General features: G+C 54.9%; 16 protein-coding genes. 8 read left to right on the forward strand and 8 right to left on the reverse strand.

Annotation, left to right across the window (positions count from 1 at the left end):
- Positions 1-40 precede the first annotated feature (40 nt).
- Positions 41-2749 carry an alpha/beta hydrolase family protein gene (locus ACZ51B_RS19255; protein WP_464294968.1) on the reverse strand — a complete coding sequence of 903 codons (2709 nt, stop codon included), beginning with the start codon at positions 2747-2749 and terminating at the stop codon, positions 41-43.
- Positions 2750-2882: 133 nt separating this feature from the next.
- On the opposite strand from ACZ51B_RS19255, the gene ACZ51B_RS19260 reads away from it, so the two are divergent.
- The 3 genes from ACZ51B_RS19260 to ACZ51B_RS19270 all read left to right on the forward strand — a co-directional run bounded on the left by ACZ51B_RS19260 (position 2883) and on the right by ACZ51B_RS19270 (position 8234).
- Positions 2883-5438, forward strand: a complete 2556-nt coding sequence (locus ACZ51B_RS19260) for a zinc-dependent metalloprotease (protein WP_464294969.1) — start codon at positions 2883-2885, stop codon at positions 5436-5438.
- 178 nt (positions 5439-5616) lie between these two features.
- Complete coding sequence (locus ACZ51B_RS19265; protein WP_464294970.1) at positions 5617-7887, forward strand: CocE/NonD family hydrolase; 2271 nt, start codon at positions 5617-5619, stop codon at positions 7885-7887.
- A 98-nt stretch (positions 7888-7985) separates the two neighbouring features.
- Entirely contained in the window at positions 7986-8234 is a 249-nt protein-coding gene (locus ACZ51B_RS19270) for a hypothetical protein (RefSeq protein WP_464294971.1), read from the forward strand.
- On the opposite strand, the gene ACZ51B_RS19275 is transcribed toward ACZ51B_RS19270, so the two are convergent.
- Complete coding sequence (locus ACZ51B_RS19275) at positions 8231-9529, reverse strand: bifunctional folylpolyglutamate synthase/dihydrofolate synthase (RefSeq protein WP_464294972.1); 1299 nt, start codon at positions 9527-9529, stop codon at positions 8231-8233. The two genes, ACZ51B_RS19270 and ACZ51B_RS19275, sit on opposite strands and share 4 nt — an antisense overlap.
- A gap of 132 nt (positions 9530-9661) precedes the next feature.
- On the opposite strand from ACZ51B_RS19275, the gene ACZ51B_RS19280 reads away from it, so the two are divergent.
- A complete protein-coding gene (locus ACZ51B_RS19280) occupies positions 9662-10654 on the forward strand; it encodes a glycine-rich domain-containing protein (protein ID WP_464294973.1) in 993 nt (330 codons plus the stop codon).
- Here ACZ51B_RS19280 and ACZ51B_RS19285 read toward each other — a convergent pair whose 3' ends face one another.
- The 3 genes from ACZ51B_RS19285 to ACZ51B_RS19295 form a co-directional block, all read right to left on the reverse strand.
- Entirely contained in the window at positions 10655-13276 is a 2622-nt protein-coding gene (locus ACZ51B_RS19285; RefSeq protein ID WP_464294974.1) for a glycoside hydrolase family 3 C-terminal domain-containing protein, read from the reverse strand. It lies immediately after the preceding gene.
- A 214-nt stretch (positions 13277-13490) separates the two neighbouring features.
- The gene (locus tag ACZ51B_RS19290) at positions 13491-14000 is read right to left on the reverse strand and encodes a glutathione peroxidase (protein WP_464294975.1); all 510 of its coding nucleotides are present in this window, start codon (positions 13998-14000) and stop codon (positions 13491-13493) included.
- 141 nt (positions 14001-14141) lie between these two features.
- On the reverse strand, positions 14142-15539 hold the full coding sequence (locus tag ACZ51B_RS19295; protein ID WP_464294976.1) for a Sapep family Mn(2+)-dependent dipeptidase: 1398 nt from the start codon (positions 15537-15539) through the stop codon (positions 14142-14144).
- Positions 15540-15706: 167 nt separating this feature from the next.
- Here ACZ51B_RS19295 and ACZ51B_RS19300 point away from each other — a divergent pair, with 167 nt between their 5' ends.
- The 4 genes from ACZ51B_RS19300 (at position 15707) to ACZ51B_RS19315 (ending at position 18587) form a co-directional block, all read left to right on the forward strand.
- Positions 15707-16840 (forward strand): galactokinase, encoded by a 1134-nt coding sequence (locus ACZ51B_RS19300; RefSeq protein WP_464294977.1) that lies wholly within the window; start codon positions 15707-15709, stop codon positions 16838-16840.
- A 271-nt stretch (positions 16841-17111) separates the two neighbouring features.
- A complete protein-coding gene (locus tag ACZ51B_RS19305; RefSeq protein WP_464294978.1) occupies positions 17112-17381 on the forward strand; it encodes a helix-turn-helix domain-containing protein in 270 nt (89 codons plus the stop codon).
- 83 nt (positions 17382-17464) lie between these two features.
- Positions 17465-17959, forward strand: a complete 495-nt coding sequence (locus ACZ51B_RS19310; RefSeq protein ID WP_464294979.1) for a DUF1854 domain-containing protein — start codon at positions 17465-17467, stop codon at positions 17957-17959.
- An 88-nt stretch (positions 17960-18047) separates the two neighbouring features.
- Positions 18048-18587: a ComF family protein gene (locus ACZ51B_RS19315; RefSeq protein ID WP_464294980.1), complete on the forward strand. Its 540-nt coding sequence runs from the start codon at positions 18048-18050 to the stop codon at positions 18585-18587.
- Positions 18588-18592: 5 nt separating this feature from the next.
- Here ACZ51B_RS19315 and ispD read toward each other — a convergent pair whose 3' ends face one another.
- Genes ispD through ACZ51B_RS19330 form a run of 3 tightly spaced genes read right to left on the reverse strand, consistent with a single transcriptional unit; the run spans position 18593 to position 22297 of the window.
- Positions 18593-19708, reverse strand: coding sequence for a 2-C-methyl-D-erythritol 4-phosphate cytidylyltransferase (gene ispD, locus ACZ51B_RS19320; protein WP_464294981.1), 1116 nt, complete (start codon positions 19706-19708; stop codon positions 18593-18595).
- Positions 19705-20895 carry a PIN/TRAM domain-containing protein gene (locus ACZ51B_RS19325; protein WP_464294982.1) on the reverse strand — a complete coding sequence of 397 codons (1191 nt, stop codon included), beginning with the start codon at positions 20893-20895 and terminating at the stop codon, positions 19705-19707. The genes ispD and ACZ51B_RS19325 overlap by 4 nt, the downstream gene beginning before the upstream one ends.
- A gap of 4 nt (positions 20896-20899) precedes the next feature.
- A complete protein-coding gene (locus ACZ51B_RS19330; RefSeq protein ID WP_464294983.1) occupies positions 20900-22297 on the reverse strand; it encodes a transglutaminase-like domain-containing protein in 1398 nt (465 codons plus the stop codon).
- Between the last annotated feature and the right edge of the window lie 44 nt (positions 22298-22341).

Consider the following 22341-nt stretch of genomic DNA (forward strand, 5'->3'; position numbering starts at 1 on the left):
GTTGTGCTGCCTCCGCTTTCAGGGAGGCAGCACAGTTCCATCAGTCTTGGGTTTTGATGTAAGGGACTCCGTCGGAGATCCAGGGTTCTGGCTTGGCTCCTTTTAGGTACACGTCCAGGTAGTGGCGTACGCGCCGGGCGTAGTCTAGCTGGTCTGGGCGCTTGGTGAAGTTGTGGTTCTCGCCATCGTAAATGAGGAGCACACAGTCCTTGCCCATACGTCTTAGGGTGTTGTACAGGGCGATTCCTTGGTGGTAGTCCACCGCGCCGTCTTGGTTGCCGAATGTGATGAGGATGGGGGCGGTCCGCTTTTGCGACTGCCAGACTGGGCTGTTCGCGATGTAGGTCTTGGGGTCTTCCCAGAAGGGGACTTCTAGGCGGCCTTGGCCTGTTTCCAGCAACACCTGGTTGGTGATTCCCACGTTCCAGTAGTGGGTGTTGTACATGCTGGTGAGCTCGGTGAGAGGTGCTCCGGCGACGCCCACTTTGAAAGTTTTGCTGACCGTGGTGACGAAGGCTGTCTGGTACGCGCCCCACGAGTGGCCCATGAGCGCGATTTTCTCGGAATCGACGCCGACCTGCTTGGCGAGGACAGCGGAGATGGCGGGCTCCAGGCAGTCGACTGCGTTAAGGCCTGGGTTTCGGCCTTTGTACACGATGTCTGGCATGAACACGAAGTAGCCGTTTTGGCTGAGGACCTGCGGGTTGTAGGCGCTGGCTTCGTTGGGGCCGATATAGGCGTTGAAGTTGTCGCTGAGCCGCTCGTAGATGTAGGTGACCATGGGGTACCGGCGACCTTTGACGTAGTCGGCAGGGTAGATGAGCGTGCCTTGCAGCGGAACTCCCCAGCGGTTTTTGTAATCCACCAGTTCGGTTTTGCCCCACAGGAAGTTGGCCTGCTGCGGGTTGGTTTTGCTCTCGGGTTTGATGGCGGAGAAGGCGAGGTTGGTGATATACAGGTTAGGAGATTTCTCGAAGCTCTCCATTTGGAACACAACGCGATCAGCATCTTTGGCTCTGCGAAGGTTGGAGATCCGCATGTTGTCGAAAGCAAGAGTCTTGCCCTTTCCGAGGGCGTCGTAGGTGGCGTACCCACTGGCCTTCGTCTTCCGGTTAAAGATCGAGAAGAACATCGGCTGGTTGATGTTGGGTCCTTCTTTTTCTGGGTCGATGTCGATCTCGGTGTAGCGGTACTGGAGAAACTCTTTGCGACCGTCGGTAATTTGCGTGTAGCCGGGCATTCCTGAGCGGAACAGATAGACGTCGTACAGGTCGTTTAGGAGAAGACCGGCGTCGTTGGCAAGCCATATGGGGCCGCCTGCGGGTGGTTTCTCAGGAACCGTATGGTCGTCCTCGGTGTTCTCGAAGGTGGTTCGGATGCTTTCGGTGAGGTTGTGGTGCGTGTCCTTCTGGATGTTGTAGACCCACCAGTTTCGTTGTTTGAAATAGGCCAGGTAGCCGGACTTGGGGCTGGCCGAGGGGTTCCAGTGGGTTTTCTCGACGACCTTCGTTCGTTTGCCGGTGTCGGTATCGACAACCCAGATATCCAGGTAGCCGAAGCCGTTGGTGGCGGCGGATTCGTACGGTTTGGTGGAGAGCACTACGGCGTGGGCGAAGTCATCGAGGACGTAGGCGTTTTCTGAGTCTGATTCGGTGACGCGTAGCACGGCATTTGAGCCGACTTTCCACATCGCGAGGTCGGCCCGGTTTCGGTCGGCTGCGGCGGTGAGGCGCTGTTGAGGGACGACTCGGATGTCTTTGGAGTTCCAGACCTCGGGGAAGGCTTTCTCGCCAGGTTTGCCTGGCTTCTTTTTTTCGGCCCAGGGTGCCATGCCGAAGCTGACTTTGGTGGCGTCGTCGCTGATCTGGAGCGGCCTGGATTCGGAGATTCGGAATCCTTTGGGGAAGCCGTCTTTGCCTTCAGGGTCGAACATTTCGAAGGTCGGCTTCTTGTTGAGATCGTGCGCGACGAAGATGCGGTTCCAGTCGCCTTCGTGCGTTTCGTCGGATTTGCCAACGAGGAACGCGAGGGTGTCGGTGTCTTTGGCCCAGTCAACGTGGCGGATCTGCTCTTTGCCCCAGTAGACGGTTTTGAGAGAGAAAGTGTTGGGGTCTAGCAGTTGGACTCCGCCTTCGCCACTGTCGGATTGGACGGTGTAGGCGACGAGGGTGCCTTTGCGGTTGGGGAAGGCATCGGCGACGTTGCCGATGGTGAGTGTGGAGCCACCGACTAGATCGACAACGATGAGGTCCGAGCCTCCATCGGGGCGACCGCCTGGGTGGGCTTTGAGGGCGAGTAGGGTCTTGCTGCCTTTGATGAACAGGTAGCGGCTGATGTTTTCGAATACACGCTCTCCACCTGAAGGCAGGTTGAGAAGGGTCAGTTTCAGTTCTGGTGGCTTCTTGGCTTCCCGCAGCTTATCCACCTCTGCTTTGCCTGGGCCAGTGAGATAGGCGCACCATTTGCTGTCGTCGCTAAACTGAGCGCGGGCGCCGTTTTTGACTCGGATGACCTTGGGTTCGTCGTTGTTCTTGACGATGAGTGTGGGGTCGCCATCAACCTGTCCCAGCATGTACGTGAGCCAGCGACCGTCGTTGGAGATGGATCGTTCGCCTAGAACTTCCCACGACTTGTAGTCCTCCAGCTTGAGGGTTCGCTTGGTGGTTTGGCCCAGCGATCCTTGAATGATTGCAAGTGAAATTGTCCCAGCAGCAAGTGCTCGAAACCCAAAAAATCCAGCCCGTCCCATTTGCAGACACTACCCTAAGGAACAGATGCAAGAAATTGGCACGTATGAAATACGCACGATCCTTGTAGACTGGTGAAAATGACGAATTTGCGTTCGTCGTGATTTGCTCCTTTCCTATTAGGAACTCTCAGCAATGAACATGCACATTAGCTCTCTTAAAACTCAAGCACTCGCTGTGGCATTTGCCCTTTCGGTGTGTGTCGCTCATCCACAAACGCCTCCTGCCAAAACAGACGCTCCAGCCAAGAAGCCGGAACAGACCGCTCCTAAGCCACCTGCGGCTAAGCCCAGTGATCTTAAGAAGTACGAGGACGTCGTCACCAAAGAGGCCAAGACCCAGACGGGTTTGTTCAAGGTCCACAAGATTGACGAGAAGACCCTCTGGGAGATCCCTGCCAACAAGGTAGGCGTGGAACTTCTGTGGCAGACTGAGGTTGCCCAGCTTCCGAAGGCCCTTGGCTATCCAGGAACCGCTGCCGGCATTCGCGTCATTCGGTTCACTCGACGAGGCAACAAGTTGTTCATGCGCAATGTGGACCCTTCGCTGAGAGCTGTCGGCGATGAGGGCACCAAGTTGGGTGTCGAAGCCAACAACATCGAGCCGATCATCATGTCGTTCGACATCCAGACCGAGGGCGAAGGTAAGTCCGTAGTCATTGATGTCTCGCAGCTGTTTTTGAGCGATCCTCAGGACTTCAGCGTGAAGCGTGCCGTTCGAGGCGTGGGTGTTGATCCAGGTCGTTCCTACATCGAGCGCATGACTGCTTTCCCACACAATATCGAGACTCGATCTCAGCTAACGATGATCGTCCCTGGGGGCTTTGAGGCAAGTGCTGCAACTATCGTGGTTCACTATAGCCTTGTTGAGTTGCCTAGCAAGCCGATGATGGGACGTCTGAAGGACTCTCGAATTGGGTACTTCACAACTGGCTTTGAAGAGTACGGGCGACCTGAGAACCGCTCGGTTGTCTATGAGTTCATCAACCGATTCCGTTTGGAAAAGAAGGACCCTTCGGCCACTCTTAGCGAGCCGGTGAAGCCGATTGTTTACTACCTGTCCCGTGAGGTTCCGGTGAAGTGGCGCGAGTGGCTCAAGAAGGGCATTGAAGATTGGCAGCCCGCGTTTGAGCAAGCTGGTTTCAAGAACGCTATCATTGCGAAGGATGCTCCAACCGTTGCTGAGGACCCAACTTGGGATCCAGAAGATGCGCGGTATAGCGTGATCCGATGGGCACCTTCGACGGTGGGCAATGCGATGGGACCTTCCATTCAGGACCCTCGTTCGGGCGAGACGATTTCGGCTCACATTATTGTGTGGAACGACATCGTGAAGCTCGTGGAGAACTGGTACTTCTCGCAGGCTGCAGCAACGGATCCGAAGGCGCGACAGCTGCCGATGTCGGACGCGATGGTTGGTCGTCTTCTGCAGTATGTTATTTGCCACGAAGTCGGTCACACGCTCGGCTTGGAGCATAACTTCAAAGCGAGCACTGCTTATTCGATTGCTCAGCTCCGAGATCCTAAGTTCACGGACACCCATGGCGTGGCGGGCTCGATCATGAGCTATTCACGGTACAACTACGTGGCTCAGCCGGGCGACGGTGTTACCAGCATGATCGGCATCATCGGCCCTTACGACAAGTTCGCGATCGAGTACGGCTACAAGCCGATTCCTAATGCGACCAAGCCAGATGATGAGAAGTCGACTCTCGACACCATCTTGGCTCGGCAGGTAACTGACCCGACGCTTCGGTTTGGTAACTACAAGTATTCTGGAATCGATCCAACAACTCAGAGCGAGAACATCTCGAACGATCCTGTGGAAGCAGGTCGGCTTGGGCTGCTCAACATCGATCGCATTGCTTCGAAGTACCTCATGAGCTCGACTGTCCGGTTTGGTGAGGACTACTCTCGACTTACCGAGTACGCCAGCCAGTTGCAGAATCAGCGACTGACCGAGCTGATCCACATGGCAAACCTTGTGGGCGGCGTTGTGGAGACCGACTACCATGCAGGTCGTGGTGGTGATGTGTTCAAGCCAGTGCCAGCAGCGCAGCAGCGTGCGGCTGTGCGGTTCCTCACGACGACGGGTATGAAGACTCCTTCTGAGATCTTCACCCCCGCAGTTATCAACAAGATCAGCCCTACGGGTTATGTGGATCGCGCCAGCGGATTGAACTCGTTGCTCATAACGGTTCTCACTTCTGAGTCTCGGCTTAAGAGATTGGCCGATGCAGAGGCGATGTACGGAGCGAATGCATACGGTATCTCGCAGTTGGTTGATGACCTGTTTGCAGGCATCTGGTCGGACGTTTCAGGTGCCAAGGTGAACAGCGATATTCACCGACGCAACCTGCACAACTCCTTCCTCACGTTGATCGATGGCAAGGTGAACGGTTCTGGTGCTTCTAAGACCGACTTCAAGCCGCTGGCAAAGGTCGCGCTGCGTAAGCTAGCGAAGACGATTGATGCAGCTATTCCGAAGTCTGCCAACAAGATCACGGCTCTTCACCTCACCGAAGTTCGACGCGACATTGGTCGAATCTTGGAAGGGAAGTTCAGTGTTCCTTCCAGCGGCGGCGGTTCTATCCTCGACTTCCTGATGGGAATTCGGGGCGACTCAAACAAGGGTTGCTGGTCTAACAACACTCTCGACACTCTGATTGACGAGTTGAAAGCAGGGAAGTAATTCCCTCGCCCCTCAGCGTTCCTTGACGGTACGCTGAGGGGGCATTTACTTAGATATTTAGACATGGGTCTAAATGCCCCTTCTGGTTAAGGCGCAGGCGTAATATGAATGCATGCGCTTTTTGGTGTGTGCTTTTCTTGTTTCTGCCGCAAGTTTCTGCTCGGCAGAAACGGTAACGATGTCGATCTCTCTCAACGGGTCAGCTGTTGGACAGAACATCTACGACCTTGCCCCGGATGGGAAGTTTTCTTCTAAGACCGTACTCAATGTGGGGTCTACCAAGATTAGCTCCGATATCTCTGGACTCATGAAAGGCAACCAGCTTCTCTCTTACGAATGCACCTCCAATAATGCGGGCGTTTCGTTAAAGATGTCTTACGCGGATGGGAAGCTGACGGTGGACAACAAGGGCAAGAAGACGGTTTTGCCCTATGTGTTAGGAACCACCTCGCTGAGCGGAAGTCTCCACCCACAGTTCATGGGTAGCCTCCTGAATGCGGCCCGGACAGAGTTTGCCAAGCCCAAGTCACCTGCTTTGGTAAAAGTGAAAACCTACATGGTAGACGGAGGGCAGGAGTTGGTGGCCAACGTAACCCGCCTGCCCGAGAAGAAGCTATTCATCAAAGGGGCATGGCAGTTGCTTCAGCAGTTTCAGGTGTCGATTGGGGCACTCGACATCAGCTATTACCAGTCTTCGGATGGCTCCATCGCGGGCATGAACGTTCCGACTCAAAAGCTGAGATTCGTTCGCTCGGGCTATGAGGATCTATATGTGGACCCCATGGCGAAGTACCCAGAGCTGAGCCAGCCCACCCACAAGACGAAAACGCTTTCCAACGTAAGGGTGAAGACCCGTGACGGCGCGGAGTTGGCTTGCGAGATTGCCAGGCCGGTTGAGGAAGGGAAGTACCCCACCATCCTGGTTCGAACCCCTTATGGCCGAGGCGGGGTGATGGGCGAAGCGGAGTTCTTTGCAAGCCGCGGTTATGTATTCATTAGCCAAGACTGTCGGGGACGAGAGGACAGCACCGGCGAATGGGATCCATTTGTCCACGAGCGAAAGGATGGGGCAGACACCATCAATTGGATTACGCAACAGCCTTGGTCCGACGGTAAGGTCGGGATGATTGGGGGGAGCTATGTGGGGTACGTGCAATGGGCTGCGGCTGTCGAGAAACCTGCGGGGCTGAAGTGCATCATTCCTCAGGTTTCCCCGCCCGACGCGATGACGAATCTGCCTTACGATCACGGGGTCTTCTTGCTGTACTCCGACCTGTGGTGGTCGAAGATTGTGAGTGGCAAGCGCATGGACCTGAGCAACATGAAAGGTGGGTTGCCCCACATGGACAAGTTTGCGACCCTGCCGCTAAGCAAGGTGGACGATGCTGTGCTCGGGGCGAACGTTCCATTCTTCGACTTATGGCTCAAGCGGACCACGATCCAGGATTGGAAGGGCTTTGACACGCTAGGTGACCTGAAGAACGTAACCATTCCAGCGCTGCATATTAGCGGCTGGTGGGATGGCGATGGCATTGGGACCAAGCTGAACTGGGCGAAGATGCGCGAGATGGGGCGGAAGAACCAGTGGCTGATCTACGGACCTTGGGTACACGCGTTTAACACCACGAGTCGGCTTGGGGATGTGGATTACGGCAAGGACGCCATTATCGAACTGGACAGCCTCTACATTCGATGGTTCGACACATGGCTCAAGGGCAAGAATGTCGGCCTCGAAAAGGTGCCCCATGTCCGAGCGTTCGTCACGGGAGCCAACAAATGGGTCACGCTCGACGATTGGCCCGGTAAGCAAACCAAGACAAAGACGTTGTACTTCGCGATGAAGTCGAACAAGAAGGTGCTCACGGAGAAGCTGGGGAACTATCCTAGCCTCAAATACACTTACGACCCAGCGAAGGACACGAAGGTGCCCACTGAGTTGCTGAAACAAGACGAAACCAAAGCGACGACGAAGGTTGGGAACATCAGCAAGAAGGAAATCGCCGAGAAGCTATTTATCGGAGATGTCCTCAAGAAAGATACTGCGATTACGGGGCCAATCAAAGTTACGTTCCACTTCACGACTTCGGCGAAAGACACGGATCTTTTCGCCAGCTTTGTAGACATTGCCCCTAACGGCGATGTGAGGGTGATCGGCGCGTCCGGAAAGCAGCGCGGCTCCTATTTGGGAGGTTACGACAAGGTGAGACCGCTTGTGCCAGGCAAGGTGTACACGGCGGTTGTTGAGCCTTGGGATACCGCGCATGAGTTTAAGAAAGGACACCGGTTTGGTGTGCTGTTTTCGAGTTCAGAGTTTCCGATGTGTGCCAGGAACTTGGGGACGGCAGAACCCATCTTTAGTGCCACGAAGATGTTGATTCAGAAGAATACGATTCTGATGGACAAGGTTCACGCAAGTAAGGTCCAGTTCCAGGTGCTCTGGGAGAAGTGATTTGTTGAGTTCAACGGCGAACTTAACGAATATTTAACTAAGGAATTAGTCCCCCTTCACGTGATTTTCATCGTCTAATAGCAGTGGAGGTATCTTCCATGACTGACCCGAACGACGTTCGTGCTCTTCGTGTGGTACGTACCGAGCTGACGAAGCGAGGTATCGATATCAACCGTGCCGATGTGCGTGTGGCACACGGAATTTGCTATCTTCGCGGCACCATTGCCGCGCTTAAGCACTCCAGCATTCAGGATCTCGATACAGAGATCCACCACGTGATGCGCATCATCCGGCAACGGCCGGAAATACGCGACATTGTGTTTGAAGGGACCCTGGTTGCGTCCTAACGCAGGATCAACCGCGCCACTTCTCCGACCACGTAGTTACTACCCGTCACCACGATCAGCTCGGAATCACTCGACTCTGAGCAGACCGTGGTGATCGCTTCGTTTATGGATGCGTGGCCCCTCGCAGCAGGCATCAACTTCTTAAGCTCCGCTACGGCCTCTTCAACAGGCAGCGCTCGGAAGAAATCGATAGGGACCACTTCTACGCTTTGGACGAGATCGGCAATCTCCTTGTAGAAACCAACGGGATCATGTCCGCTTAGCATATTGGTGACCAGCCGGATTTTGGGCGGCCTATCCTCATTGGCGATCAGCTCTAGCAGAGATTGACGAAGCACACGAGCAGCCTCTTCGTTATGAGATCCATCGAGAATGAAGGTCTTTCCTTGGTAGAGCACCTTTTGGAATCGCCCAGGAATGGAGGCGTTTGCGGCACCTGCTTTCACTGCGTCGGGGTTGATAATGGCCCCAGAAGCTTCAGCGGCGGCTACGGCGAGGGCCAAATTGTGATCTTGCATGGCCCCTGGGAGTCCGACCCTTAAATCCAGGTAAGTGCTGCTGGGAGTCGATACGGAAATCTGACGCGAACCCGTGTTCTCGAATTGGATTTCCTGGCCAATTCTCCATAAAGGTGCCGACATCTCCTGAGCAATCCTTGTGATCACTTCTAGGGCTTCTGGTGGCACGTTGCCCACCACCAGGGGAATGCCTTCCTTCACAATACCGGCCTTCTCGATGGCGATTTGGGCGTAGGTGTTGCCCAGGATGCTGGTGTGGTCGAGGCCGATGCTGACAATCGCTGTCGATCGAGGCGTCACGACATTGGTGGCATCCAATCGTCCGCCCAACCCTACCTCCAGCGCCACCCACTCGCACTGCTTTTGAATCCAGTAACTGAAGCCTAGGGCAGTCTTAAATTCAAACTCGGTGACGCCGCCGAAGTCCTTCTCCGAGAACGACTCAGCTGCGGGTTGAAGTTGGAGCACGAGGTCTACCAACTCCTGTTCTGCAATAAGGTTCCGGCCGAACTGGACTCGCTCGCGCGGGTCGATCACGTAGGGGCTGAAGAAGGCACCGGTTCGGTAACCCTGCTCGACTAGAATGCTCTGGAGATACGCCGTGGTGGAGCCCTTGCCGTTCGTCCCTGCAACGTGGATGTACTGCGGGCCGCCTTCCGCCCCTAAACCCTTATAGAGATTCGCCCTTCGGCACAGCTCCTCCATTCGGTCCAGGCCGAGACGCCATCCGCGTGGAGCAAGGGAGGAAATGTACGCGAGGGCTTGAGAGTAAGTCATCGGAGGGAGTGCGAATACGGGGATAGTAAACCATCAGATTCAAATGAACTGGGTTGAACTTCCTTGAGTCTGCTTACGATAGGACAAAAAACCAAACGTCCTAGCTTTGCCTGGCCTTTACATTCTGTTAACATGACAGCCCATAACATGAGTGTGATGAAGATGAATGACATGCAGAGTGCGCTCTGGACACAAATCGAAAAGTTTCAAATCGACTCCAGTAACTCCTACACAAAGCGACTTGCAGCGGAGAACAGTTGGGACCTGCACCACACCAGACGGGTGATTGCAGAGTACAAGCGGTTTCTGTTTCTATGCGATGCCTCGGGACACCCGTGTACTCCCAGCAACCCTGTAGACGAAGCTTGGCACCTTCACCTTTGCTACACCGATTCTTACTGGAACCAGCTTTGTGGGAAGGTGCTCAGCAAGCCGCTCCACCACAATCCGGGCAAAGGGGAAGTGAATGAGTCAGCGCAGTTTGAAGACCTCTACACCAAGACTCTCGAGTCTTACCGATCCTTCTTTGGAGAGGAGCCACCGGCAGACATTTGGCCGATAGCAGGTGCGCCAGTTGAGGTTCGGCCTCAATGGATCACGGTGGACGCAAACCGGAACTGGGTGCTGCCTAAGCCGAGGTCACGAACTCTTATGATGGCGGTCGGCGCGGTCTTACTGATTGGCGGCATCTACGGGTGTAGTGCGGCCGGGGGACAGCCCGACGCGACCTTTACCGTGTTCGCGGTTGCGGCGTTGGGGGTGGTGCTCATGATCATCATCGCAGCGGTGGTTGCTGCCTCCCAGAATCAAGACTCCAGGTCATCCGACTGCCCACCGTTGAACTCGGTCGATACGTCTAGCTCGAGTAATATCCCGTTCTTTCCAGATACCAGTTCGCCGTCCATTCCCAGTGACTCAGGCGGGGAACAGCATCCCCATTCCACGGATCACTCGCATAGCTCGCACCACGGTGGCCACGATTCGGGTTCCCACAGTGGTTCTCACGACAGTGGTAGCCATAGCTGCAGTAGCCACTCGTGTAGTAGCGCTTCCAGTTGTAGCAGTAGCAGTTCGAGCTGCAGCAGCAGTAGCTGCAGCTCGTCGAGTAGTTGCAGTAGCGGCTAGCTACTTCACGCCGATGGTGATTTTCTGGCGGACGTCGGCGGAGCTGGAACCGATCAGCAGCTCGTACTCTCCAGGCTTGACCACTCGCTTCTTACTCTTGCTGTCCCAGAGTGCGAGCGATTGAGGTGGGATCTGCAAGGTCACAGACTTGCTTGCGCCTGAGGCCAGTTCTACTCGCGAGAACTTCACGAGCATTTGGATCGGTTTGGCGGCGCCGCGTGTCACGGGACGAGCGTAAACCTGAACAACCTCCGCCCCGTCTCGGCTGCCGGTGTTCTTCACATCGAGTGAAATCGAAAACGCTTCGCCCTCATTGAGAAGTTTTGCCTGTCCATAAGTGAACTTGGTGTAGCTCAAACCGTGACCGAATGGCCAGGCCGGTTTGCCCTCGAAGAACCGGTAGGTGCGGTTCTTCATGGAGTAGTCCGTGAAGTCGGGGAGGTCGGCGGTGGAACCGTAGAACGTTACGGGCAGCTTGCCCGATGGGTTTACGTCGCCAAAGAGGACGTCGGCCACGGCGGTGCCACCGCGCTGACCGGGGTACCAAGCTTGGAGGATCGCGTTCGGGTTGACACCAGGGAAGGCGACGGCGCTGCCGGTGCAGTTCACCACCACCACGGGCTTTCCAGTGTCTTCGAGTGCCTTCAGCATCTTGAGCTGAACCGCAGGTAGTTCAATTTTCGCTCGGTCGCCGCCAGGGAAGCCATCAAATCCGTCTCCAGCGCCTTCTTCGCCTTCTAAGTCACCGGTGAGGCCGCCCACGAACAGCACCACGTCGGCTTTCTTGGCCAGTTCGACTGCATCCTGAGAAATCTCGCCCACACCCTTCTTCGAAGCGTAGTCGCAGCCCTTGGCATACAGAACTTCAACCTGCCCGCCGAGCTTCTCTTTGATTCCGGCCAGGATGGTCACTGGGTGGGAAGGATCGCCGTTGTAGTTACCCACCAGCACGGATGTGCTATCTGCATTGGGGCCGATGATGGCGATGGTCTTAAGCTTGCTCTTATCGAGAGGCAAAACGCCGTCGTTCTTAAGCAGAGTCATCGACTCTCGCGAAGCCTTGAGAGCTAGTTGGTCGTTCTGCGGCGTGTCGTAGTCGGCTTTGGTAATGGATCCGTAAGGGCCGCTGCCGATCGGGTCCAGCAGTCCGACACGGAAACGTGCCTCCATCAGTCTGGTCACGGCACGATCAACCTCTTTCTCGGAGATCAGATGCTGATTGATCGCCTGGACGAGAGCGGGGTAGTCGCCACCACACTCAAGATCGCAGCCAGCTTTAACCGCCCGAGCGGCAGCTTCAGCCTTGGTCGCTACCCGCTTGTGGTTTGCCCAGATGTCTGTGATGGCACCACAGTCTGAGACAACGCAGCCTTTGAAGCCCCAGCTTTTTCGAAGAAGGTCGTTCAAAAGGAACGTGCTGGAGCAAGCAGGCTCGCCGAACACGCTGTTGTAGGCGCCCATGATGGACCATGGTTTTGACTGTCGGACGACTCGCTCAAAGTGGGGCAGGTAGGTATCGTACAGGTCATCTTCGGTTGGGCTGACATCAAACACATGGCGAAGAGGCTCAGGGCCGCTATGAACCGCGAAGTGCTTGGGCGTCGCCACGACTTTGGGGTGCTGAACATCGTTTCCTTGAAGGCCGGTCACGACGGCAATTCCCATCTCCGAAGTCAGGAATGGATCCTCACCGTAAGTCTCATGGCCGCGGCCCCAGCGTGGATCACGGAAGATGTTGATGTTGGGAGTCCAGAAGGTGAGGCCCTGATAGATGTTGCGCTGATCCTTCTCGGCAGCTTCCCGGTACTTGGCCCGTGCTTCGGTGGCGACGGTATCAAAAACGCTATGGACCAGGGTCGTGTCCCAGGTTGCTGCCATGCCGATAGCCTGAGGGAACACGGTAGCGATCCCGTTTCGAGCCACGCCGTGGAGAGCCTCGTTCCACCAGTCGTACGCGGGGATGTTGAGGCGGGGAATCGGCTTGGTTGTGTTGGTCATCTGTCCCACCTTCTCGGCCAGGGACATGCGTCGGACCAAGTCCTTGGCACGAGCTTCGGGGCTTAGCTTGGGATTGGTGTAGAGAACCGGTCCGGAAACGACTGGAGGAACATTTGCCTTAGCAGCTTCTAGATCGACCAGATCAGCCGCCGCGACGCATCCGATCGCAGTGCCTTTGTCGTCTGTCACATGGATCGCGTTGAACTTGGCGTTGTTCGTGATGGCCTTGAAGTGGATCTTCAAAGGTCCGCCCGCGTGGTTTACCACGAGCTTGATGAAAGCGGGTTTCGCAAAGCCTGCTTGCTTAAAGATATCGAACTGCTTGGCGGCCACCCCTTCACACTCAACGTCCATCACCCGCGCACCGGCAGATTGGAAGTACGTCTCGATGGTGGAAATCTTGAGATGGTAGGTTCCCGATTTCAGGTCTTTGATGGTTGCAGTGAAGTCCCTTCCGAAGACTTCTTCGCTAAAATCAGATTCCTTTTCACCCTCGACCTGCACCTTGGTAGGGTTCTTATAGTGCTGGATCTCCCCGGTGATCACAAACTGTTTTCCACAGCAACTCGGCGCAGTTTCGTCGTGCGGGGTGACGATGGTTGTGAGCAGAAGAAGGCTAAACATGTCGTTGCGTTCACGTTACCCATGTAGACACAACAATCATCAACTCGAATAAAAGGACACGAGGCGGAACTGGTCCTTTAGATCGAATATTCTCGTTTCTCGACCTGATTCGGGTGATCGATTTGTCAGTTTTTTGCATTTCGGAAGATTCGAGCAGTCCCAAATTCATAAGTCCATCAGATTCCGTTGAGAACCTGATGGACTTAATACGCGATTAACCCTTGAGGGCTGCTTCGATAGCTTCTGTTACCGCAGTGGAACTCGGTACATCGCCGGGCTTAAGTCGCTTAGCAACCTTGCCATCCTTTCCAATCACGAACTTCGCGAAGTTCCATTCGATGTCTTCCTTCGGACGGTCGCTGCTTCCAATTAGCCACCTGTACAACTCGTGTGTGTCCTCGCCCTTGACGCTGATTTTGGAGAACATGGGGAACGTGACGTCGTACTTGGAGGAGCAGAAGGTCTTGATCTCTGCGTTGGTTCCAGGCTCTTGGCTGCCGAAGTTGTTGGCGGGGAAGCCTAAGATCACGAGGCCCTTGTCCTTGTATTTGCGGTAGAGCTCCTCAAGGCCTTTGTACTGTGGAGTCAATCCGCACTGGCTGGCGACGTTGACCACCAGCAAAACCTTGCCCTTAAACTTCTTGAGAGCGACAGGCTTGCCGTCGATGTTTGCCATCTTGAAGTCGTAAATCGTATTGGCTTTGGGTTCAGAACTTGTGGCCATTCCTAAAGTTTGACAGCCGAGCGCAGCTGTAAGAGTGCAAGCGAGAGCAATTCCCTTCATCAACCCTTTCTACACTTTTTTGCAGAAATTTATAGCAGGTTGCGGGAGGAAAGGGCGATTTTTTACATCGCCCTTTAACACTCAGGGCATGATCGCGAGGCGATAGAGGATGTGGGCGTAGACGCGCGCCATCTTGTAGATGTGCTCCACCTTCATCCGCTCGTCGGTTTCATGAGGGTAGCCGTCGCCTTCCCAGCCTGTCCCTACGCTGACGGTGTTGGGAATCGCTCGGGCATAGGTGCCGCCGCCCATCGTGCCAGGTGTTCGTCTTTCGCCGGTCTCTTCCTCGTACACATCCACGATGGTCTTGACCAGTGGGTGGTCGATGGGGAAGTAGAGGGAGGGGCTGTCTCGAACCACTTCGAGGCTGAAAGGGGTTTGCAATGTGGCAAGGAACGCCTCGCACATGGACTTGAGCTGCTCACCTTTCCAGGTAACGGGATAGCGAATGTTGAACAGTAGCTTCAGCACGCCGTTCTCGGTAGTGACGACACCCAGGTTGGAAGTAAGGTCTTTGCTGACCACGTCTGCCCCTGCAATCCCCAGCCCGGCACCGCCAATCTGGGTGGTGTCGAACAGTTCTTGGAAGTAGGTCTGCGCGCTGAGGGGCGAGATCTCGTTGAGGAATCGGAACGCCCGGATCGCAGCGGAATCGCCGCCGTGGGGGTAGCTGCCGTGACAGGCTTTTCCGATGGCAAAGACACCCAGGACGTCGCCGTCCCAACCGAAGGTGACATTGCGATCCCAGCTATCGGCCAGCTTCTCTTCAACGTGTTTTCTTGCGGAAGCAGAAACCTTTACCTTTGCTGCACAACTGTCGATCACGATATTAGGCCGCTGTCCACCCGTGACCTCAATCAGCTCCATCTCGGCACCCACGTTGAGTGGGGTGCTTACTTGAAAATCGGCGATGCCTTTTTCTGCGTGATAGCAGGGCCAGCCGGAGTCTGGAGCGATGCCAAAGGTGGGTGCTTCCTCGGTCTTCATGTACCGCTCCACGCAGCCGAAACCGGACTCCTCGTCGCATCCAAAGACCTGCCGCATACGGGCTGGGATGTTTGGGACGACTTCTTTGATGGCGCGCATCGCAAAGAAGCTGGCGATGGTGGGGCCTTTGTCGTCGAGGCTTCCACGAGCGTAGATGTAATCCTCGTCGATCTCGGCACCGAATGGGTCATGTTTCCAGCCGGGACCGGTGGGGACCACGTCTAGGTGACCCAATGACATGATGAGTCGGTCACCTTGTCCGAACTCGGCGTATCCCACGTGACCTTCGAGGTCGGTAGTGGTCATGCCTGCATCCTTCGCCAGCTGAAGGGCCCGGTCCAACGCGCGGCGATTCTCACGGCCGTAGGGTGCATTCGGTTCAGCTTCGCCTTCGATCGAAGGGATGCGAAGCATCTTGAGTGTGGCTTCGAGGTGCTCTTCCTCGTGAAGGCGAAGCCATTCTTGAATCTTGGCGACGATAGGATCCGGCATAGGGATAGCCTACCGACTTTCGAGTAGTTCACGTCTACGGGGAACTCGGGCGGCTGGTAAGAGCCCCCGCGACGCTACCAGGAACTTTCCGCAAATAGCGTACAAACCACCCGGTAATACACCCGGGGTTTGGCTCTTTTTGTTCAGAAACGGGTATCAACTCTGCGATGACTCCCACAGAGATTGCTTCAGCGTTCAAAGATCGATTTGGTGCTGAGCCCGAAGTTTTGGCGATTGCTCCCGGCCGTATCAACCTTATCGGTGAGCACACGGACTATAACGACGGTTTCGTTTTCCCTGCTGCTATTGACCGCGTGACCTACGTTGCGGCGTCTCGCTCTGAGTCCGAGTCACATCTGTTCTCCCTGCAAGTGGGCGAGGCTGCTGCTTTTGATGTCCAGTCTGTGGAACCCAACCAGCTCGGCGATTGGGGCAAATATCCAGCGGGCATGGGTTGGGCGCTTCGTGAAGCGGGGCACCAAGTCTCCAATATCAACGCGGTTGTGTCTAGCAATATCCCAATGGGCAGCGGTGTGAGCAGCAGCGCGGCGCTGGAGATGGCTTTTGGCGTCGTGTGGAATCAGTTCGGCGAACTCGGGATCTCGCCAAGCGACATGGCAGGTCTTGGGAAGGTCTGCGAGAACAAGTTCGTGGGCGTGAACAGCGGCATCATGGACCAGATGGCCTCCGCGATGGGCAAGCTCAACCGCGCGATGTTCCTCGACACACGAACTCTTCAAATTGAATACGCACCGATTCCAAGTGAACTGGTGGTAGTTCTATGCGACACCAAGAAACCCCGCGCACTCACCGACTCTGCTTACAACGAGCGCAGAAGCCAGTGTGAAACGGCAGCTGCCGTTATGGGAGTCAAAGCCCTGAGAGACGCGGACATGACTATGCTAGACGCCCACAAAGAGCAGCTCTCAGAAGTGGTCTACCGACGAGCCAAGCACGTCATTACCGAAAACGCCCGCTGTATCGCTTTTAAAGAAGCGCTTGAGAAGTCGGATCTCCCATCGGTCGGCGAACTAATGAAGGGAAGTCATGTGAGCCTACGCGACGATTACGAAGTCAGCTGCAAAGAACTCGACCTCATGGCCGAGGCCGCATGGGCTGCTCCAGGATGCGTTGGAGCACGTATGACAGGAGCTGGTTTCGGCGGCGCGTGCGTTTCTCTCGTTTTCGCGGAACAATTACCGCAGTTCCAGCAGTCACTATTGGAGAACTATAATTCCGCATCTGGTTTGAAGGGCGAAGCCATCGCCTGCACCGTTGTAGAAGGGGCTCGCTCTCTTTAGCGATCCCTTGCGCTTCTGCGCGTTACGTCGCAAAATGTATTAAATGCGGCGGAATTATCCATTGGTCACTAGTATTAGGCACAGGTCATGCATTAATTTGTGTGTACTTGAGCGTCGAGTCGCCTTTCTGACGGCTTGATAGCCCGCGATCCTGCTTTGTCAACTCGAGATGTGTTTTTTCAACCTAGCACTAATAACGACCTCAAGTCTGCTGGCTTATATGGAACAAAGATAACAGGCGGTTAAGACAGTGAGGGGTGGTTAGATGCCAATGCCAACAACGACTCGATCAGAAGGATCTCATCGAGCTGTACGATTAACAAAGAGAGAAATAGAGGTTTTAAGCCTCATCGCGCAGGGTCATAGCAGCAAGGAAGCGGCTGAGGCTCTATATGTATCCAAGCGAACCGTGGATTTCCATCTTGCGAATATCTACGATAAGCTTCAGGTTAACAATAGAGTACAAGCTTTCCGGGCAGCGACACGATTAGGGCTGATTCCGTTCGAGCCGACCTTTGGTCACGCTCGCGGCGACGCCTGAATCAACTACCAATAAGTATAAAGCCCCCGTTCTGGTAAGAGACGGGGGCTTTCTTATTTGCCAGCCTTCTATACTTGGAAGTTATGGCTGCACTCCGATACCTTGAGCCCGCGCAAATTAGCGTAGAGCGACCCAATGGCGCAGTCCATCTGCGCGTGACCATTACCGACGACCGATGCATCCTCGCGGCGCGCATCAAGCGAGCCTTTCCACTCAGCAACTCCAATCAATATCTATCAATCCAGGATTCCGATGGCAAAGAAGTCGCGATCTTGAGAACCACAGAAGGACTGCCCTCCGAAGCCAAAGTCCTGCTAGACGAAGAACTCGACCGACGCTACTTCACCCCGCAGATTCAAACCATCAAACTGCTTCGCCAGGAAGCGGGGATGTGGAAGTTTGAAGTCGCCACTCAGCGAGGAGACGCAGAGTTCTACGTTCGCAACTGGCGTGACTCGGCTTTCGAACTGACACCTGGCCGATGGCAGATCCAGACGGTTGACGGTCAGCGATACGAAATCATGAACCTAGATGCGCTGGATGCGAAGAGTCAAAAGTTCCTTGAACTCCTTCTTTAAAGCCATTCTCGATGGTCTCTATCCATCAAAATGCACGATCTGTGGTCTGGATTCAGACCACAATCCTTGCCCAGTCTGCGTATCCTTCATGGTGCCCCTAGCCCAGGAGTTCCGCTTCGGCGACAAGGCGTCGATCTCCTTCATCGCCTGCGTTTTTGAATATGAAGGTGCCGCCGGCACCGCGGTGCGAAGGCTCAAATACTCGCGGAGTACCACCCTCGCAGACTTCATGGCGGGCAAATTGGCTGAGCTGGTCCACGAGAAATCTCAGGAAAAGGACCTAATCATCCCTGTCCCCATTCACTGGACCCGGAGGAACGAGCGGGGATTCAATCAAGCGGAGCTCCTTTGTTCAAAGATCGAAGGAAGAGAAATCGCCCATTGGGCACTCCAAAGGAAACGGGTGACGCGCCCTCAAGCCGCATTGGACTTGCAGGGAAGAATGACGAACCTGAAAGGTGCCTTTCGAGCGCATCAAAATGTGGCGGGCAGGAGATGTATCCTTGTGGACGATGTTCTTACGAGTGGAAGCACCGCGCTTGAATGCGCGCGATGCCTCAAAGAAGCAGGGGCATCCGAGGTTGGAGTCATCACCTTCGCTGGCAACCCAAGCGAGTCGATCCAGTAAGCGAACTACTGTCGAACAATCGTCGCAGTTGCGAGCGCTGCGATTCCCTCGCCGCGACCAATGAAACCGAGCTTCTCGTTGGTGGTGGCTTTCACGCTAATCCTCGCGAACTCGACCCCGAGGTTCTGAGCAATCATCTCGCGGATCTCCATGGCTTTCGCCATGATCTTGGGAGCTTCCGCAACGACGGTCATATCCAGATTGACCAACTTCCATCCGGCTTCTAAAAGCAATGAAGCCGCGTGGCGAAGGAACGTAAGCGAGGGTTCTCCCTTCCAGCGAGGATCGTTGTTCGGGAAGTGAACTCCGATGTCACCGAGTCCAGCAGCGCCAAGTAGAGCGTCTGTAGCTGCATGAAGCAGAACATCGGCGTCCGAGTGACCATCTAAAGCGGGGTGACCCGGGAAGGGAATGCCTCCCAAAAACAGGGTCCGCTCGGGGTCATGGGAGAACGGGTGGACATCGTATCCGAAGCCGTTTCGGTATTCACCTGCTCCCAGGAGCGACTTCGCTCGGTACAGATCTTCGGGAGTGGTGATTTTGAAATTGGTGTGTTCGCCCAAAACAATTGTAGGCTCTATGCCCATGGCCTCCAGTAGTGCCATCTCGTCGGTGTACTCCTGTTGGGCCAGTCGATGGGCCTCGCGTAAGAGCGAAGTGCGTGCTGCCTGAGGGGTCTGCATCGCCACGAGCTTCGTCCTGTCCAAAGTGGTCACATGGCCGTCGGCGATCTGCTTGATGGTATCGGTCACCGGGACGGCTGGGGCAGCAGCTCCGGTTTCTTTGGCTGCAGCGATGATGCTGGAGATCAGTTGTTGAGAGACAAACGGTCGCGCTGCATCGTGGACCAGCAGGATATCGCTGTCCTTGGCGGCCTCAACCGCATTGTGCGAACTGGCCTGCCGAGTCTCGCCGCCCAAAATCACATTGGGGCTCACGGACTTCAGGTTTTCGCAGTTTGAAGGAGACCCGACCAGCAGCACTTCATCCACTTCGGGATGGGAAACAAAGGTTTCAAAAGACCACATCCAGAGCGGACGTCCACCGAGGATGGTGACGGTTTTGTCCGCTCCAAAGCGGTTTCCTTGGCCCGCAGCAAGTATGGCAACAGTTACACTCATAGTTGAGTTCTTCGAGGGCTTGGGGTGCGCTTAGCAGGGCGGATCGGAACTTCCTCACCATCTACTTCCGCAAAGATCATCTTGCCTCTCTCAGTTTGAATGACCTGGGTGACAACGACATCCATGGTTTCGCTCACATGAGGCTGTCCGTTCTCCACCACGACCATTGTGCCATCTTCGAGGTATCCGATGCCTTGCCCAAACTGATTTCCTTCCTTAAGAATTTTCAGGCTGTGCAGAATTTCACCCGGAAGAACGTTGGGTCGAAGGGCCAAAGAAAGGTCGTTCAGACTCAAAATCTTCACGTCTTGCAGCTCGGCAACACGCTTCAAATTAAAATCGTTCGTGAGAATGTCCGCTCCGAGAGCCTTAGCAAGTCTTACGAGGCGGCTATCTACTTCGTCATCCATTTCGGGCGCGAGCCGGTCGTGGATGCGGACCTCAAGGGGGAAATCGGCCTGCAGGTGCTTCAGCACTTCGAGGCCTCGGCGTCCTCGCTGTCTGCGCTGGGCATCGTGACTATCCGCGATATATTGCAACTCGTCCAACACGAAACCAGGCACGTAAAGCTGACCGTCTAAAAACCCTGTCTGGGCGATGTCGTAGATGCGCCCGTCGATGATGATGTTGGTGTCCATCACCTTGATTCCGCTACGCTTCGTACGAACGCGGCCCTTATTCCAGGGAAGTATGTCCCCCATTGACTGAAGCATGTACACAGCCAACGAGGCCAGCCCAAGCACCATGCCAGTCACCAGGAGAGCACGGTAAATACTGATGATATCAAGCGCCTGGAACAGGATCAGGAACGGTACGCTTCCAATGAGACCCGCAAAGATCCCAACAAAGAACGTGACCTTATCGCCCACATCCATCTTGTCCCAACGCTCACCCATGCGGGTCAGCCAGTTGAGGAAAAGCGTCCCAAGATAGGCACCCAGAATCGCACCGAGAAGGGCAAAAGGAGCGATATTAATGGGGCTGTTCGGATAGTGCGCAGCGTCCGTGCTGTTCGAGTTAAGCACCCGCGTCATGGCGTTCTGCAACGCGGCGAGGATGTTTGTGGAAGCTGATCCCAGTAAAAACCCAGCTAGACCGGAGAAGATCAGCAAGACAATGAGTCTTGCTGTACCTTTCACTCCGACAGCATTGGGGAGGGCTTGAAGGCGTTTTCTCAGTCCACTCATCTATTCAATCCTTTTTCGTATCCAAAACTTCAACCTTCACTTTATCAAGAAATGTGAAAGTAAAGGCCTCTTCAACATTTCCATCTGCCAGTTTGACGTGGCCGGCTGAAAGTCGCGTGAAGTCAGTTGTCGAATCGATTCCCACCCAGTGGTGGCCATCCCACACTTCATTCCACGCGTGATAATAAAAGGTACCGTCCCAGTTCACCAGTCCGCTTGCTAAACGGGTCGGAATTCGGGCTGCGCGTAAAATAGTTGCTGTTAAAATTGCGTAATCGCGGCAAACGCCTTCTTTTGTTTTCAAAATCTCATTTGCGTTGCGCAAGACGCCAATGCCCGCGTTGGCGTGCATGTCCCCATAAACCCACCTTTGAATCGCTAGGCTTGCTGTTTGGACGTCCTTTGCATCGCCAACGATCTTGGCAGCAAGAGCTTTGAAGTTCGCTTGATCCGACGGGATATTCAGGCCGGGTTTGATCCAATCCCCCTTCTCCGATGCCGCCTGAGCAATCGAAACGGGGTTCTCAAATCGGGTTGGGTGTACATCTACCACCCATGAAGAGCTGCCCTTGGTCACCGTCTGGTGTGCATCAGAGGGAATTCGTGATAGGTCTGGCCCCGTCAAACGCAGCTTCAGCCCTGTCAGGCTCTTAGGATCATCAATCTGCTTGTCCGTCTCAATCTTAGTTGAGAAAGCAAGGTCGATGCTCGGCGAATACTTGTCGGGAGCCTTCAGGGCAACATCGCGACTCTCCGGGATCATCTCCATGCCCAAGGGTCCATCCGCTTTCAAAAGATCGCCTTTACCAGAGACGTAAACCGTGGTCTGAGCGCGTGGGTCGTCGATGATCACCTTCAATGCGTTGAAGGTGTTCTTGCGGACTTTGACCTTGGTCTTACCCACCAATCGGATCTGGTTCTTCACGAACGAAGCAGTCGTCGGATCCAAAATGTAGAACGACTGAGCCTTCGGCCCGCCATGAAGCACCAGGGTCACCGGATCATCGACAATGGGACCATTCGGAACGTCCAACGTCCGAGTGGTTTTGGTTCCGGAGTTGTCAATCGACAGATACGCCTTCTTTCCTTTAAAGACTGCATCCAAAAGTTGGCCCCTTCCAGCACTCTTCATGGAGAACCGCATCTTCAGTGGCGCTCCGCTCTTGGTGGCCCATGTCGTGGAATCGATGCGAATATCCATCTCCGAACCCAGCATTCCAGCAGACATCACCGTCACACTATCAGTGCGCACAGCGGGTTTGCTGTCATAGTTGCCGTTTCGAGACGTATAGGAGGCGTATCCAACTTTTTTGCCCTGCATGTAAAGGCCGAGATAAGTTGTCTGCTGGCACCACGCCGAGGCGGCGACCAGAGCAAGGCACGCAGTGCTAAATAATTTCATATGTGGCTTCCTCTTTAATACTAGCCCGGCAAAAACAACGTTCG

It is taken from the genome of Fimbriimonas sp. LA-C6 (genome assembly GCF_055398105.1).

Coding starts and splice junctions, on each gene's coding strand:
- ACZ51B_RS19280 (WP_464294973.1), top strand. CDS start 9,662: ATGACAGCCCATAACATGAGTGTGATGAAGATGAATGACATGCAGAGT.
- ACZ51B_RS19325 (WP_464294982.1), bottom strand. CDS start 20,895: ATGAGTGGACTGAGAAAACGCCTTCAAGCCCTCCCCAATGCTGTCGGA.
- ACZ51B_RS19315 (WP_464294980.1), top strand. CDS start 18,048: ATGGTGCCCCTAGCCCAGGAGTTCCGCTTCGGCGACAAGGCGTCGATC.
- ACZ51B_RS19265 (WP_464294970.1), top strand. CDS start 5,617: ATGTCGATCTCTCTCAACGGGTCAGCTGTTGGACAGAACATCTACGAC.
- ACZ51B_RS19260 (WP_464294969.1), top strand. CDS start 2,883: ATGAACATGCACATTAGCTCTCTTAAAACTCAAGCACTCGCTGTGGCA.
- ACZ51B_RS19275 (WP_464294972.1), bottom strand. CDS start 9,529: ATGACTTACTCTCAAGCCCTCGCGTACATTTCCTCCCTTGCTCCACGC.
- ACZ51B_RS19310 (WP_464294979.1), top strand. CDS start 17,465: ATGGCTGCACTCCGATACCTTGAGCCCGCGCAAATTAGCGTAGAGCGA.
- ACZ51B_RS19285 (WP_464294974.1), bottom strand. CDS start 13,276: ATGTTTAGCCTTCTTCTGCTCACAACCATCGTCACCCCGCACGACGAA.
- ACZ51B_RS19295 (WP_464294976.1), bottom strand. CDS start 15,539: ATGCCGGATCCTATCGTCGCCAAGATTCAAGAATGGCTTCGCCTTCAC.
- ACZ51B_RS19300 (WP_464294977.1), top strand. CDS start 15,707: ATGACTCCCACAGAGATTGCTTCAGCGTTCAAAGATCGATTTGGTGCT.
- ACZ51B_RS19330 (WP_464294983.1), bottom strand. CDS start 22,297: ATGAAATTATTTAGCACTGCGTGCCTTGCTCTGGTCGCCGCCTCGGCG.
- ACZ51B_RS19255 (WP_464294968.1), bottom strand. CDS start 2,749: ATGGGACGGGCTGGATTTTTTGGGTTTCGAGCACTTGCTGCTGGGACA.
- ACZ51B_RS19290 (WP_464294975.1), bottom strand. CDS start 14,000: ATGGCCACAAGTTCTGAACCCAAAGCCAATACGATTTACGACTTCAAG.
- ACZ51B_RS19305 (WP_464294978.1), top strand. CDS start 17,112: ATGCCAACAACGACTCGATCAGAAGGATCTCATCGAGCTGTACGATTA.
- ACZ51B_RS19270 (WP_464294971.1), top strand. CDS start 7,986: ATGACTGACCCGAACGACGTTCGTGCTCTTCGTGTGGTACGTACCGAG.
- ispD (WP_464294981.1), bottom strand. CDS start 19,708: ATGAGTGTAACTGTTGCCATACTTGCTGCGGGCCAAGGAAACCGCTTT.